Source organism: Streptomyces sp. NPDC006393 (assembly GCF_040628575.1).
Lineage (GTDB): Bacteria > Actinomycetota > Actinomycetes > Streptomycetales > Streptomycetaceae > Streptomyces.
In genome coordinates, this window is sequence record NZ_JBEXZD010000002.1 from 196,374 (window position 1) to 211,056 (window position 14,683).

The window sequence follows — 14,683 nt, forward strand, 5'->3', positions numbered from 1 at the left end:
CCGTACTCCCTCGTAAGGAACCCTCATGCGCAGAGCATCGATCCGCCGTACCTGTGCGGCCCTGGCCGCCGCCACCTCCCTCGCCCTGGCCGTCACCGCCTGCGGCGGCACCACCAAGAACGACGTGAAGAACGACGGTGGCGCGGCGGCCTCCTCGGCCGGCAAGGCGGACCCGAACGCCGCGACGAAGAAGGGCCTGACCGTCGGCTTCCTGCCCAAGCAGGTCAACAACCCCTACTTCACCTCCGCCGACAACGGCGGCAAGAAGGCCCTGGAGGCCCTCGGCGAGAAGTACAAGGAGGTCGGCCCCTCCAGCGCCACCGACACCTCCGGCCAGGTCTCCTACGTCAACACGCTCACCCAGCAGCAGGTGAACGCGATGGCCGTGTCCGCGCAGGACCCCGGCGCCCTGTGCACCGCGCTCAAGCAGGCCATGAAGAACGGCATCAAGGTCGTCACCTACGACTCCGACACCAAGCCCGACTGCCGCAACGCCTTCGTCTCCCAGGCCTCCGCCGAGGACCTCGGCCGCACCGAGGTCCAGCTGCTCGCGAAGCAGATCGGCTACAAGGGCGAGATCGCGATCCTGTCCGCCGCGCAGACCGCCACGAACCAGAACACCTGGATCGACTTCATGAAGGAGGAGCTGAAGGACCCCAAGTACAAGGACATCAAGCTGGTCAAGGTCGCCTACGGAAACGACGACGCCCAGGCGTCCTTCCAGCAGACCCAGGGCCTGCTCCAGCAGTACCCGAACCTGAAGGGGATCATCTCCCCGACCACCGTCGGCATCAAGGCCGCCGCCCAGTACCTGTCCGGCTCCAAGTACAAGGGCAAGGTCAAGCTGACCGGTCTCGGCACCCCGAACGACATGCGCAAGTACGTCAAGAACGGCACCGTCGACGCCTTCGAGCTGTGGGACCCGGCCAAGCTCGGCGAACTGGCCGCCCACACCGCCGTCGCCCTGTCCTCCGGGCAGATCACCGGCAAGGAGGGCGAGACCTTCAAGGCCGGCGACATGGGGTCGTACACCATCGGCAAGGACGGCGTGATCAACCTCGGCAAGCCGACGGTCTTCGACGCCAAGAACATCGACCAGTTCAACTTCTGAGCCCTCGGGCCTCGCTTTCCCCGTCGGGAGTGGTACTTCATGCAGCGCGTCTGTTTCCTCCTCAAGGTCCGCGAGGACCGGATCGCCGAGTACCGCGAACGCCACGCCGCCGTGTGGCCCGAGATGCGCGAGGCGCTCTCGGCCACCGGCTGGCACAACTACTCGCTCTTCCTGCGCGACGACGGCCTCCTCGTCGGCTATCTGGAGACCGAGGACTTCGAGGCCGCCAAGGCGGGCATGGAGGCCACCGAGGTCAACGCCCGCTGGCAGGCCGAGATGGCGCCGTTCTTCGAGTCGCTGGACGGCGCCCGGCCCGACGAGGCGATGAAGCCCCTCACCGAGGTCTTCCACCTCGCCTGACCCGGAGCCCGCCATGAGACCGTCGCCCACCCTCAAGGGCCCCTCGCCCAGTCATCAGGGTCCGTCGCTCACTCCCAAGGGCCGCAGCGTGCCGGACGCGCGGGCCGTCCACTTCGTCTCCTACGACGGCCTGGTCAACACCAACTCCTTCCAGAAGAGCGGCCTGCTGACCCACCAGGGCCACCAGTACGCCGCCTGGTACACCGCGAGCCGGCACGCGGTGGTGGCCCGCCGCGCCCTGGGCGACTCCACCTGGTCGACCGTCACCCTGCCCCACCGGCTCAAGGCGGACGACTCCCACAACGTCATCTGCATGGGCGTCTCCCGGGCCGACGGCCGGCTCCACCTGAACATGGACTCGCACAGCGACGGCTTCCACTACGTCAAGTCGGCCGCCGGACTCCTCGACGACCCCGTGGCCACCGCCTGGACCCCCGAGGCCTTCGGCGCCGTCCGCACGACGCTCGACGGGCTCGCGCTCACGTCCCGCTTCACCTACCCGCAGTTCGTCCCCACCCCCGAGGGCGGGCTCCAGCTGAGCTACCGCGCCGGCGTCAGCGGCGACGGCCGATGCGCCCTCGCCGAGTACGACGGTTCGGCCTGGACCTGCCTGGGGGAGTGGACCAGCTCCACCGGCACCTACACCGGCGAGCACGGGACCTCGACCGCCCGCAACATGTACCTGCACGGCATCGACTACGACGCCAACGGCCGGCTGCACGCCTTCTTCACCTGGCGCGAGCGGAACGGGGCGGTGACCGGCGGTGGCGGCCTGGCCAACCACGACACCGGCTACGTGTACTCCACCGACCGCGGCCGTACCTGGCGCAACGACGCGGGCCAGGTCGTCGGCGCCACCGGCGGCCCCGACAGGGTCGCCGTGACCGGCCCCGGACTCGTCGTCGACCCGCTCGGCCCCGGCCACTGCCTGATGAACCAGGAGAGCCAGTGGACCGACTCGGCGGGGCTCCCGCACGCGATCATCAGCCACGTCCCGGTCCGCCTCGGCCCGCGCACCGGCGACCACGTCACCGAGCGCACCGCGCACGGCCGTGCCTTCCACCTCCGCAAGGACGCCGCCGGCACCTGGCTCAAGACCGAGATCCCCGTTCCGCTGCGCGCCGGCGGGCGCACCAGACTCGTCCTGGACCGCCACGACAACGCCTACGCCGTCCTGCCGTACGGCCGGATCGCCGCCGCCTCGAAGTCCTCCGGCCACACCGACTGGACCCTGCTCTTCGACGGCGGCGGCCTGAACGCCTTCGGGGAGGTCGTGATCGACGAGACGCGCGTCGGGGCGGACAACGTCCTGTCGTTCCTCTGCCAGGAGAGATCGAGCGGCATCACGCCCTCGCCGCTCCACGTCGTCGACTTCGAACTGCCCGCCTGATCCGCTCTGGTGTGCGGCGCGGTGACGGTAATGTGAACCCCCGCCCGCCGCCCCTCGTCTTCCCGGAGGTCTCCAGCCGATGACCCAGTCGGTGGGTATCAAGGACGTCGCCCGCGCCGCAGGTGTCTCCGTGGGCACGGTCTCGAACGTCATCAACCGGCCCGAGACCGTCGCCACCGAGACCCGCGCCCGGGTGCTCTCCGCGATCGACCGCCTCGGCTACGTCCGCAGCGAGTCCGCGCGGCAGCTGCGCGCCGGCCGCAGCCGGATCATGGGACTACTCGTCCTGGACATGGGCAACCCGTTCTTCGTCGACGTCGCCCGCGGCGCCGAGCGGGCCGCCCGCGAGGCCGGGCTCGGCGTGATGGTCTGCAACAGCGCGCAGAGTGTCGGCGAGGAGGCCGAGTACCTCTCGCTCTTCGCCGAGCAGCGGGTGCGCGGCGTCCTGCTCACCCCGACCGACGCCACCGGCCGCAACATCGCGGTCTTCCGCCGGCACAACATCCCCTTCGTGCTGGTCGACCGGGTGGCCGAGGGCGCCAGCGAGTGCTCGGTCTCCGTGGACGACGTGGCGGGCGGCGCCCTGGCCGTACGGCACCTGGTCGACGCCGGGCACCGCTCCATCGCGTACGTCAGCGGCCCGCCCGGCCTGAACCAGGTCCGTGACCGCCGCACCGGCGCCCTGAACGCCCTGCGCGAGGCGGGTCTCGGCCCCGAGGTGCTGCGCGAACTGCCCACCGAACGGCTGGACGTGGCCGCCGGCCGGGACGCGGGCGCCCGTCTCCTCGGTCTCGCCGACCGGCCCACGGCCGTGTTCTGCGCCAACGACCTGCTCGCCCTGGGCGTCCTCCAGGCCATGTACGCGGCCGGGGTCGGCGTCCCCGACGACCTCGCCATCGTCGGCTACGACGACATCGAGTTCGCCGCCGCGGCGGCCGTCCCGCTCACCTCGGTTCGGCAGCCCGCCGTCACCATGGGTGCCCTCGCGGCGGAGCTGCTGCTCGAGGAGACCGAGGCACGCGAGGGAGCGGCGAGGGCGCACGAGCACCGGCGGGTGGTGCTCCAGCCCGAACTGGTGGTGCGCAGCTCCACGCTGCCCGGCCGCTGACCGCCCGTTCAGTGCCCGCTGACCTGAGATTCAGCGAAATTCATGATCCCGGGGCTCGGACGGCGGACGGACATGTGCTGAACTGGGACGCGGCCGTAGACCCTGCGTAACAGGAGATCCGTTGACCGTCAGCTACCGCCAGCCCGGCGTCGTCCTCACCGACCACTCCTTCACGGTGCCGCTCGACCACGACGACCCGGCGGGGGAGACGATCGAGCTCTACGCCCGTGAGGCCGTCGCGAGCGACAAGGCGGACAAGGGACGGCAGGACCTGCCGTGGCTGGTCTACCTCCAGGGCGGACCGGGGTTCGGGGCGAATCGTTTCGTCGGCAAGCAGGCCTGGCTCGGCCGCGCCCTGGAGGACCACCGCGTGCTGCTCCTGGACCAGCGCGGCACCGGCCGCTCCACGCCCGCCAACCGCCAGACCCTGCCGCTGCGCGGCGGGGCGGCCGAACAGGCCGACTACCTCGCGCACTTCCGCGCCGACTCGATCGTCCGCGACTGCGAGGCGATCCGCCCCGCGCTGACCGGCGGCGCCCCCTGGACGGTCCTCGGCCAGAGCTTCGGCGGCTTCTGCACGGTCAGCTACCTCTCCCTGCACCCCGAGGGCCTGGCCGGCGCCCTGATCACCGGCGGCCTGCCGGCCCTCGACGCCCACGCCGACGACGTCTACCGGGCCGCCTATCCCCGCATCGAGCGCAAGGTCGACGCCCACTACGCCCGCTACCCGCAGGACGTCGAACGCGTCCGCCGTATCGCCGACCACCTCCTCACCCACGACGTCGTGCTCCCGAACGGCTACCGGCTCACCGCCGAGGCCTTCCAGTCCCTCGGCATCCTGCTCGGCACCGGCGACGGCAGCCACCGCCTCCACTTCCTCCTGGAGCACGCCTTCGTCCGCACCCCGCAGGGCCCGGCCCTGTCCGACGCCTTCCAGGAGGAGGTCCAGGGCCTGCTCTCGTACGCCGGGCACCCGCTGTACGCCCTCGTCCACGAGGCGATCTACGGCCAGGACGCCCGCCCCACCGCCTGGTCGGCCGAGCGGGTCCGCGGGGAGTTCCCGCAGTTCGACGCGGCCAAGGCACTGGCCGGCGACGGGCCGGTGCTGTTCACCGGCGAGTCCGTGCACCCGTGGACGTTCGACTGCGACCCGGCGCTGCGCCCGCTGCGCGAGACCGCCGACCTGCTCGCCGCCCGAACCGACTGGCGGCCCCTGTACGACCCCGCCCGGCTCGCCGCCAACAAGGTCCCGGTCGCCGCGGCCGTCTACCACGACGACATGTACGTCGACACCGAGCACGCCCTGGACACCGCCCGCGCGATCCGCGGACTGCGCACCTGGGTCACCGACGAGTTCGAGCACGACGGGGTGCGGGCCGGCGGACCGCGCGTCCTGGACCGGTTGCTCGCCCTGGCGCGCGACGACGCCTGACGCGCAAGAACGGCCACCGGGCGGGCCGGCCGGGGCGACGCGCTGTCGGTGGCGGCGGTTAGTCTGCCCGCATGACCGAGCCGAAGACCCGTCAGCTCAAGCCGATGCCCGACGACTGGCGCCGCGCCCTGGCGGTCGTCGCGCACCCGGACGACCTCGAGTACGGCTGCTCGGCGGCGATCGCCCAGTGGACCGACGGCGGCCGAGAGGTCGCCTACGTCCTCGCCACCCGCGGCGAGGCGGGCATCGACACCCTCCCCCCGGACACGTGCGGCGCCGTCCGGGAGCGGGAGCAGCGGGCGAGCGCGGCCGTCGTGGGCGTGACGGCGGTGGAGTTCCTGGACCACCGGGACGGAGTGATCGAGTACGGCACGGCGCTGCGCCGCGACATCGCCGCCGCCATACGGCGCCACCGTCCCGAACTCGTCATCACCCTCAACCACCGCGACACCTGGGGCGGCGTGGTCTGGAACACCCCGGACCATGTGGCCGTCGGCCGCGCCACCCTGGACGCGGCGGGCGACGCGGGCAACCGCTGGATCTTCCCGGAACTCGCCGAGCAGGGCCTTCAGCCCTGGAACGGGGTGCGCTGGGTCGCCGTCGCCGGTTCCACCACGCCCACCCATGCCGTGGCCGCCGGGCCGGGCCTGGACCGGGCGGTCCGCTCGCTGCTCGAACACCGCAGCTACATCGAGGCGTTGACCGACGAGGACCCGGAACAGTACGCCCGCGGCTTCCTGACCATGAGCACCGAGGCGGCGGGCGAACGCTTCGGCGGGAAACCGGCCGTGGCGTTCGAATTGTTCGGCCGCTGACCGGCCCGGTGCCTACGATGATCCACACGGACCGGGACAGCTGATGCGGACGGGGGACGGGATGACCGGCATGGGTGACCAGGAGGTCCTGGCGCGGCGCTTCGAGGAGCACCGCGGTCAACTGCGGGCGGTGGCCTACCGCATGCTCGGCTCGCTGTCGGAGGCCGAGGACGCCGTGCAGGAGGCCTGGCTGAGACTGACCCGCGCGGACGCGGACGCCATCGACAACCTGGCCGCCTGGCTGACCACCGTGATCGGCCGGATCTGCCTCGATCTGCTGCGCACGCGCACCTCGCGCCGTGAGGAACCCATGGACGAGACCTTCGTCCCCGACCCCGTGCTGCGGCCGCTGACCCGGACCGACCCGGAGCAGGAGGCGCTCGAGGCCGACTCGGTGGGGCTCGCCCTGCTGGTCGTGCTGGAGACGCTGGAGCCGGACGAGCGGCTGGCGTTCGTGCTGCACGACCTGTTCGCGGTGCCGTTCGACGACATCGCCCCGATCGTGGAGCGCACCTCCGCCGCGACCCGGCAGCTCGCCAGCCGTGCCCGGCGCCGGGTCCAGGGCGCCACCCCGTCCACCGAGGCCGACCTCGGACGGCAGCGGCAGGTCCTCGACGCCTTCCTGGCGGCCTCGCGCGGCGGCGACTTCGAGGCACTGGTCGCCGTGCTCCACCCCGACGTGGTGCTGCGGGTCGACTCCGGCGCCCTGGTCCGGGGCGGCGCCGCCTCCAAGGTGGTCCACGGGGCCAGGACGGTGGCCGCGCAGGCGCTCACCTTCTCCCAGTTCGCGGGGTCGGCACGGCTCGTCCTGGTCAACGGCACGGTCGGAGTGGCCAACGCCCCCGAGGGCCGGCCGCTGTCGGTCATGGGTGTCACCATCGCCGACGGCCGGATCACCCACATGTACATCCTGGCCGACACCGAGCGGCTGGAACGGCTGGACCTGCCCGCCGTCCTGGCCGACTGACGGTTCGAGGGCCGGTCGGAGAAGCCGCCGGCCGGGCAATCCGGTTGCCCCGCCGGACCGCCCGGTGACAGGCTCCTCGCCATGCCCGCCTTCTCCGCCCACGACGGAACCCGCCTCGCCTACCACGTGAGCGGGGACGGCCCGCCGGTGATCTGCCTGCCGGGCGGTCCCGTGCGGGCCTCGGCCTATCTCGGCGACCTCGGGGGCCTGTCCGCCCACCGGCGAGCGGTGATGCTGGACCTGCGGGGCAGCGGGCGGTCGGCGATCCCACGGGACCCGGCGACCTACCGTTGCGACCGGCTCGTCGACGACGTCGAGGCGCTGCGCGAGCACCTCGGCGCGGACCGTGTGGACCTGCTGGCGCACTGCGCCGGCGCGAACCTGGCGGTCCTCTACGCCGGCCGCCACCCGCAACGCGTGGGACGGCTCGCACTGATCACGCCGAGCGTGGCGGCCGTCGGCATCACGATCACCGCGGAGGTGCGGCTGGCGACGGCGCGGTCGCGCCGCAACGAACCCTGGTTCCCGGCGGCGTACGCCACCCTGGAGGACGTGGTGGCGGGCAGGGCGGCCGACGGGCAGTGGGAGGCCATCGCCCCCTTCCTGCACGGCCGCTGGGACGAGTCCGCCCGGGCCCTGGACGCGGCGGACGCCGAGCAGAAGAACAGCGAGGCCGCGGCCGTCTACGGCAGCGACGGCGCCTACGACCCGGACGCCACGCGCTCCGCCCTCGCCCGGCTGCCCGCGCCCGTCCTGGTGCTCGCCGGCGAGGTCGACCTGAACTCCCCACCGCCCGCGATGGCCGAGTACGCCGGGCTGTTCAAGCATGCCGAACTGGTCGTCCAGCCCGGTGCCGGGCACTATCCCTGGCTCGACGACCCGGGGCGCTTCACGGCGGTCACCGCCGCCTTCCTGCGCCGACCGGGGTGGTTCGGGTCCGGCCCCGCAGGTCAGTAGGGTGGACGGCATGCCAGATCAGACAGCCGGCACGACCGGCCGGCCCGACGTGGCCCACCGGCCCGACCTGCGCGGCGACTGCGCGCGCTGCTTCGGGCTGTGCTGCGTCGCCCTGCCCTTCGCCGCCTCGGCGGACTTCGCGCTCGACAAGCCGGCCGGGAAGCCCTGCCCGAACCTCCAGGGCGACCACCGGTGCGGCATCCACGCGCGGCTGAGGCAGAAGGGCTTCACCGGCTGTACGGTCTACGACTGCTTCGGCGCCGGCCAGAAGGTCTCCCAGGTCACCTTCGCCGGCCGGGACTGGCATGACGGCTCCCGAGAGGACGCCCGGCGGATGTTCGAGGTGTTTCCGGTGGTCCGCCAGCTGCACGAATTGCTCTGGTACCTGACCGAGGCGCTGAGTCTGCCCGCCGCCCGCCCTGTCCACGCCGACCTGCGCCGGGCCCTGGAGAAGACCGAGCGGCTCACCCTGCTGCCGCCCGAGGAACTCACCGGGCTCGACGTCGGCGCCCACCGCCAGGACGTCAACGTGCTCCTGCTGCGCACCAGCGAGCTGGCCCGGTCCGCGGTGCGTGGCACGAAGGGCAAGGGCGGCAAGGGCAAGGACCGGCGGGGCGCAGACCTGATCGGCGCCCGGCTGCGGGGCGCCGATCTGCGCGGGGTCAGCCTGCGCGGCGCCTATCTGATCGCCGCCGACCTCACCGGCGCCGATCTGCGCGGTGCGGATCTGATCGGCGCCGACCTGCGGGACGCCGACCTCACGGACGCGGATCTGACCGGTGCGTTCTTCCTGACCCAGCCGCAGCTCGACGCGGCCCGTGGCAGCGAGGGCACCCGGCTGCCGGTGTCAGTCGGCCGTCCGGTGCACTGGACAGCGCGGAGCTGAGCGTCCCTCCTCGTCCGCGACAAGAACCCGGTCGTCAGAGGCCGGACTCCGGTCGTTCGGGATCGGGACCCGGTCGTCCGGGACCGCGACCCGGGCCACCCCGGATGGGCCCGATTTTGGGGCCGGCGGCGTGGCGGGGGCCGTCCGCCGCTCAAGGCGCAGCCGCAGGCCCTCCGGCATGAGGGTCAGCCGCTCGGTCACCTTCAGCCGGTAGGCCGGATCGGCGTGCAGCTCGTAGCGGCGCAGCAGCAGGCCGAGGACCAGGGTCGCCTCGTGCAGGGCGAACTGGCGGCCGATACAGGCCCGGGCCCCGGTGCCGAACGGCTTGAAGACGTGGGGCGGCCGGGCCCGTACGGCCCGCGCCTCGAACCGGTCCGGGTCGAACCGCTCCGCGTCCGCGCCCCACACCTCGGGGTCGCGGTGCAGCATCGTCGTCAGCACCAGCGTCCAGGCGCCCCGGCGCATCGGATGCTCCCCGGCCAGCACCGTGTCCCGCACGGCCTCGCGGGCGAAGGCGGGCGCGGTCGGCCAGAGCCGCAGCGACTCGTCCAGCACCCGGCGCACATAGCGCAGTTTGGCGACCTGCTCGTAGCCGGGCGCCGGCGTGTCCCCCCACACACGGTCCACCTCGGCCCGGGCGCGGGCCGCGACCTCCGGGTGCCGGGCGAGGTAGTGGAGCGCGAAGGACAGCGCGCCGGAGGTGGTCTCGTGGCCCGCGACCAGGAAGGTGATCACCTGGCGGCGCACGTTCTCGGGGGACAGCCGCTCCCCGGTCTCCGGATGGGTCGTCTCCAGCATCCGGTCGAGCAGGTCCCCGTTCCCGGCCCCGTCCGCGCCCGCCGTGCGCCTGGCGCGGACGAGGTCGTCGACCGTGCGGTTGAGGTGGGCGATGTCGGCGGTGTTGCGGCGGGTCGCACCCCGCAGCAGGTAGGGGGCCAGCGGGGCCGGGACGGTGTTGAGCCGCTGCGCGTAGGAGAGGGTGCCGACCATCGCGGTGACGAACGGGTGCGGGCGGGGGCGCTCGAAGGAGCCGAAGTCGTGCCCGAAGCCGGTGCGCGCGATGGTCTCCAGGGTCAGCTTGGTCATGTCACCGGGCACGTCCACGGTGTGGCCGGCGGCGAGCGCGCGGTCCCAGTGGTCTGTGAGCCGGGCGGCCACGTCCAGCATCATCACGTGATAGCCGGCCATCGCCTCCCGGCTGAAGCCCGGGGCCAGGACGTCGTGCGCCAGCTGCCAGTTGGGCTCGTGGTTGTACGCCGTGAACAGGCCGTCCCCGGCGACCGGCCGCAGGTTGGCCACGCCGAGGCCCACATGTTTGGCGAAGCGTGTCTCGTCCGCCAGGTCGGCGGCCAGCCGCGAGCCCCAGACGAACACGAACTCCTTGCCGAACACCCTGCGCCGGAAGATCGGGCCGAGCGCGCGGGCGTAGCGCATCGAATCCTGCACGGGCGTGCGCCGGTCGGCGCCGAGCACATCGCCGAGGAGCGGAAGCCGGTGCGGCGGATGGGGGATGCGGTGCAGCTCCGGCCAGCCCAGCTCCGCACCGCGGAATCCTTTCGGCAGTCCGACTGCCCCGACTGGCCCGACTGATCCGGCAGATCCGGCAGATCCGGCGGATCCGGTGGTTTCGGTGGATCCGACGGGTCCGGCCGGTCCGGCCGGTCCGGTTCCGGTCGTCGTCTGCCCCATGCCGCTCGTCTCCCCGCTCGCCGTTGGTGTTGTACGTGGATTCAATAGCGGTTTTCAGTCTGGTCCGGTTGTTGAACCGGCGTCAAGTAGAGTGCGGGCATGGCCGCGAACCAGGGGGAGCAGCGCACGCGCCGCCGGCTCAGCACGGAGGAACGCCGCGAGCAGCTGCTGTCGGTCGGGGCGCGGCTGTTCTCCGAGAGTCCCTACGACGACGTGTGGATCGAGCAGGTCGCCGAGATAGCGGGTGTCTCGCGGGGGCTGCTCTACCACTACTTCCCGACCAAACGGGATTTCTTCGCGGCCGTCGTGGAGCGGGAGAGCGAGCGGATGCTGCGGATGACCGCGGCCGCGCCCGGGGTGCCGGTGCGGGAGCAGCTCGCGGCGGGGCTGGACACCTACCTGGAGTACGTCCGGGCCCACGCCCACGGCTACCGCGCCTTCCACCGCGCGGACGCGGCGGGCGACCAGGCCGTGCGCCGTGTCTACCAGCGGGCTCTGGCCGCCCAGGAACGGCAGATCCTGGCCGCGCTCGCGGCGGATCCCGAGTTCGGCCCGCTCGCCGCCCGGCGCCCCGACCTCGAACTCGCGGTGCGCGGCTGGCTGGCGTTCACCACCGCCGTCTGCCTGGAGTGGCTGCGCCGTTCGGACCTGACGCGCGAACAGGTGCGGGACCTGTGCGCGCGGGCGCTGCTGGGCGTGCTCGCGCCCTGAGCGAGCGCCGGGCGCCCCTGTCCGGCCGGGGGTCGCCGCGCACGCCCTGTCCCGTCGCGGCCCGAGCCTCCGCACGCCCCCGAGGTGCTTCTGTCCACGCCCGCTGCCTGGTTGGCGTGCGCCTCGATCTTCTGTAAGTTAGGCAAGGCTTACCTAATGAGGAGGTCGGTATGGGTGACAGCCACACCTGGGCGGCGGTGCCCGGCGCGGCACAGCGGGCGCGGTCCGTGCTCGCCGCCGCGTGGTCCTGCGCGGTGACCGCCGAGGGCGGCCGGGAGGACTTCGTCGGCGCGCACACCGTGGACGAGGACGGCCGGGTGCGCCTGCGCCCGTCCGAGGGCGGCGCCCTGAGCGCGAGCGCCTTCTGCGCGCCACGCGGTGAGCTGCCCGCCGTGGTGGAGTTCGCCGACGTCGCACCCGTCCCCGTACGCAGGCGCGTCCGCGCCCGCCTGTGGCTCGCCGGACGGTTCACCGACGAGGGCGAGCACCCGGTGTTCCGCCCGACGCGCGTGGTGCTGCGGGAGCCGTCCGGCGCCGTCGCGGTCGACCCCGGGGAGTTCGCCGCCGCGGCGCCCGACCCGCTGGCCCTGGCGGAGGCCCGGCTGCTCACCCACCTCGCCGACGCCCACCCCGAGGCGGTGGAACGGCTCAGCCGGCTCGTCGGGCCCGACAGCCTGCACGGCGCGGTGCGCGTACGGCCGCTCGCCGTGGACCGGCACGCGCTGACCCTGCGCGTCGAGCGTGCCCGCACCGACGGCGACGTACGCCTGCCCTTCCACGCACCCGCCGACGACATCGCCCAGCTCACCGAGCGCATGCACGTCCTGCTCGCCCAGGCGGCCGCGGCCTCCTGCCCGCGTCCCCTACAACGGCAGCGCGCAGACGGCGACCGGTGAGGCGAACGGCTCACCCGCGAGCCGCAGCGCGCCGCTCACCCGGTCCACATGGAAGACGCTGACCGTGCTCGACTTCTGGTTCGCCGCGAACAGCAGCCCGCCGTCCGGCGAGAAGGCGATCTGGCGCGGGAAGTCACCGGCCACCGGCACGGTGTCCAGCAGCCTGAGCCGGGACCCGCCCGCCTCGACCGCGTAGCGCGCCAGGCTGTTGTCGCCCCGGTTGGCGAGGTAGGCGAACCGGCCGTCGGCGGTGACCAGGATCTGCGCTGGATAGTTCGTGCCCGGGCCGGAGCCCGTGGGCTGCGGCCGGCCGAGGGTCAGCCGCCCGGTCGGCGGATCGTAGGCGCACACGGTGACCGTGTCGTCGACCTCGTCGGCCAGGTAGGCGTACCGGCCGCCGGGGTGGAAGGTCAGGTGGCGCGGCCCGGCGCCGGGCCGGGTGTGCGCCTGGGAGGTCTCGGCGAGCCTGCCGGTGCGGGTGTCCAGGCGGTAGGTGTAGACGGTGTCGGTGCCGAGGTCGACGGAGAGGACGTGGCGGCCGTCCGGGGCCGTGACGAACTGGTGGGCGTGCGGGCCCTGCTGTCCGGGACCGGGCGGCGGGCTGGAGTGGGTGACCAGGTCGGTGCGCTCGCCGAGCGCCCCCGAGCCGTCGATCGGATGCACGGCCACGCTGCCGGACTGGTAGTTGGCGCTCAGCAGCCAGCGCCCGCCGGGGTGCACGGACAGATGGCAGGGGCCCGCACCGCCGGTGGAGCGGGTGCCGAGCACCTTGTGGTCGGCGAGCCGTACGGCGGTCACGCCGCCGTCGGGGCGCTCGTCGACGGCGTACAGTGTCCGGCCGTTCGGGTGCGCCGCGAGGTAGGAGGGGTCGGCGACCCCGGTGAGGGTCCCCCGGCCGGTCACGGCACCCGTGACCGGGTCGTACACCGCCAGGCCGATGCCCGTGCCGCCGCCCTCCACGGACGTGTAGGTGCCCAGGTACAGCGGGCGCGGCCCGGACGGCCTGCCCGCCGGTGTCCCGGAGCGCGCCGCCGGCCCGGGCGCGGCCGTCCCGTTCGGCGCCTGCCCGGCCCCGGCCTCGGATGCGGAGCCGGACCCGCGCTCGGGCCCCGGACGTGCCGGAGCCGGAACGGCCGCCATCGCCGCGACACCGCCCATGGCCCCGACGAACCGGCGTCGGCTCCAGTCTCCGCGTGCCGCCCGTGCCCCACCGTCCATGCCCGCACCCCAGGTCTCGACTGCGTCGGTCGTCACAGGCCACCTTGGCCTGGACCACCGCTGAAGTGCAAGACCGGCAACCGCGGTTGCACAGGGTGCAATGGACCGCCTCCGGGTGCCGGGCCTACCAGGTGCCGTCGTCCACGGGCTTGCCCGGGGCGTCCTTGAGCGGGGTGATCTGGTGCGGGGACGGTTCCTGCCAGGGCTCGTGGTCGTCACCGAGCCAGTCCCCGACCGGCCGCACCGAACCCAGGCCGTCCGCGGGGGCGAGGTCCTCGGCGTCCTGGTCGTAGTAGTCGAACCAGGGCAGGCCCGCGCGTGTGTACGCGGCGCGGTCCACCGGGGAGGGCGGGGGAGCCTCGCCGGTGATGCGGCGCCACTCCGGGGGCGTCACCAGATGCACGAACACCCGTCCGGCGGGTTCTTCGGCCCAGTCGCCGGGCGGCCGTTCGTCCCGGTACACCTCCTGGTGCATCGAGCCGCCGACGCCGAGCCCCATCGCGGCGCCGTACGCCCGGGGCGCAGCCCCCGGAGCGGGCGGGGCGGCGGCCGGGGCGGCCGGCAGCCGCCGCCGCAGCACCCCCTGCCGCGCCTGCTGCTCCTGCCACCTGGCCAGCGCGGCCTCGCTCAGCGGGAACGACTGCAACTGCACACCGCCCCACACCTCCTCGCCCGTGACCTGACCCTCCACGGTCGCCCCGAGGCCCAGCGGCACCGCGACGAACTGGCGCACCGTGCCCTTGCCGGAGTTGATGCCGTCCAGCCAGGGCTGGCGCGGCAGCGCCAGGTAGTTCTGCGGATCGCGCGAGAGCCGGTCGCTCCACGGCCGGCCCGAGACGGCGCACACCTTGCCCACGCCGACCTGCAACGCGGCCGGGCGGGTCGTACCGGCGAAGCTCAGCCACATCGCCTCGCGCAGATACACCGGGAGCATCACCCCGCCCCGCGCCCGCCACTGCTCCGGCACCGTGTCCGGGTAGTCCGCCACCCGCCGCAGCGGGAACTCCCCGAGCCCCGGCGGCAGCCGGTGCGTGCCCGTCTCCGGCAGCCTCAGGGTGCGTATGAACCGCACCGCCACACCGCCCGGCAGCAACAGGCTGTTCCCGTCGATCCGTACCGTCGTGTCGGCCACGTGCCCGTCCC

Annotated in this window: 14 protein-coding genes; 11 read left to right on the plus strand and 3 right to left on the minus strand. The window is 73.4% G+C overall.

Features of this window, described 5'->3' with window-relative positions:
* Nucleotides 1–25: 25 nt before the first annotated feature.
* The 9 genes from rhaS (at nt 26) to ABZ484_RS01935 (ending at nt 9,026) form a co-directional block, all read left to right on the plus strand.
* Nucleotides 26–1,111: a rhamnose ABC transporter substrate-binding protein gene (gene rhaS / locus ABZ484_RS01895; RefSeq protein ID WP_358863926.1), complete on the plus strand. Its 1,086-nt coding sequence runs from the start codon at nt 26–28 to the stop codon at nt 1,109–1,111.
* Between the two features lie 39 nt (nt 1,112–1,150).
* The gene (locus tag ABZ484_RS01900) at nt 1,151–1,471 is read left to right on the plus strand and encodes an L-rhamnose mutarotase (RefSeq protein ID WP_358863927.1); all 321 of its coding nucleotides are present in this window, start codon (nt 1,151–1,153) and stop codon (nt 1,469–1,471) included.
* 13 nt (nt 1,472–1,484) lie between these two features.
* Nucleotides 1,485–2,861: a BNR repeat-containing protein gene (locus tag ABZ484_RS01905; protein ID WP_358863928.1), complete on the plus strand. Its 1,377-nt coding sequence runs from the start codon at nt 1,485–1,487 to the stop codon at nt 2,859–2,861.
* Nucleotides 2,862–2,940: 79 nt separating this feature from the next.
* On the plus strand, nt 2,941–3,969 hold the full coding sequence (locus ABZ484_RS01910) for a LacI family DNA-binding transcriptional regulator (RefSeq protein ID WP_358863929.1): 1,029 nt from the start codon (nt 2,941–2,943) through the stop codon (nt 3,967–3,969).
* A gap of 121 nt (nt 3,970–4,090) precedes the next feature.
* Nucleotides 4,091–5,401 carry an alpha/beta fold hydrolase gene (locus ABZ484_RS01915; RefSeq protein ID WP_358863930.1) on the plus strand — a complete coding sequence of 437 codons (1,311 nt, stop codon included), beginning with the start codon at nt 4,091–4,093 and terminating at the stop codon, nt 5,399–5,401.
* A 71-nt stretch (nt 5,402–5,472) separates the two neighbouring features.
* Nucleotides 5,473–6,216, plus strand: a complete 744-nt coding sequence (locus tag ABZ484_RS01920; protein ID WP_358863931.1) for a PIG-L deacetylase family protein — start codon at nt 5,473–5,475, stop codon at nt 6,214–6,216.
* 70 nt (nt 6,217–6,286) lie between these two features.
* Complete coding sequence (locus ABZ484_RS01925) at nt 6,287–7,183, plus strand: sigma-70 family RNA polymerase sigma factor (protein ID WP_358863932.1); 897 nt, start codon at nt 6,287–6,289, stop codon at nt 7,181–7,183.
* 81 nt (nt 7,184–7,264) lie between these two features.
* Nucleotides 7,265–8,140, plus strand: coding sequence for an alpha/beta hydrolase (locus ABZ484_RS01930; RefSeq protein ID WP_358863933.1), 876 nt, complete (start codon nt 7,265–7,267; stop codon nt 8,138–8,140).
* A gap of 10 nt (nt 8,141–8,150) precedes the next feature.
* A complete protein-coding gene (locus tag ABZ484_RS01935) occupies nt 8,151–9,026 on the plus strand; it encodes a pentapeptide repeat-containing protein (RefSeq protein ID WP_358863934.1) in 876 nt (291 codons plus the stop codon).
* On the opposite strand, the gene ABZ484_RS01940 is transcribed toward ABZ484_RS01935, so the two are convergent.
* A complete protein-coding gene (locus ABZ484_RS01940; protein WP_358863959.1) occupies nt 8,988–10,589 on the minus strand; it encodes a cytochrome P450 in 1,602 nt (533 codons plus the stop codon). The two genes, ABZ484_RS01935 and ABZ484_RS01940, sit on opposite strands and share 39 nt — an antisense overlap.
* A gap of 225 nt (nt 10,590–10,814) precedes the next feature.
* On the opposite strand from ABZ484_RS01940, the gene ABZ484_RS01945 reads away from it, so the two are divergent.
* Both ABZ484_RS01945 and ABZ484_RS01950 read left to right on the plus strand, forming a co-directional pair.
* A complete protein-coding gene (locus ABZ484_RS01945) occupies nt 10,815–11,426 on the plus strand; it encodes a TetR/AcrR family transcriptional regulator (RefSeq protein ID WP_358863935.1) in 612 nt (203 codons plus the stop codon).
* 170 nt (nt 11,427–11,596) lie between these two features.
* Nucleotides 11,597–12,322, plus strand: coding sequence for a DUF2470 domain-containing protein (locus ABZ484_RS01950; protein ID WP_358863936.1), 726 nt, complete (start codon nt 11,597–11,599; stop codon nt 12,320–12,322).
* Here the strand turns inward: ABZ484_RS01950 and ABZ484_RS01955 are convergent.
* Nucleotides 12,290–13,540, minus strand: a complete 1,251-nt coding sequence (locus ABZ484_RS01955) for a lactonase family protein (protein ID WP_358863960.1) — start codon at nt 13,538–13,540, stop codon at nt 12,290–12,292. The two genes, ABZ484_RS01950 and ABZ484_RS01955, sit on opposite strands and share 33 nt — an antisense overlap.
* 124 nt (nt 13,541–13,664) lie before the next feature.
* Complete coding sequence (locus tag ABZ484_RS01960) at nt 13,665–14,672, minus strand: hypothetical protein (RefSeq protein WP_358863937.1); 1,008 nt, start codon at nt 14,670–14,672, stop codon at nt 13,665–13,667.
* Nucleotides 14,673–14,683: the final 11 nt, after the last annotated feature.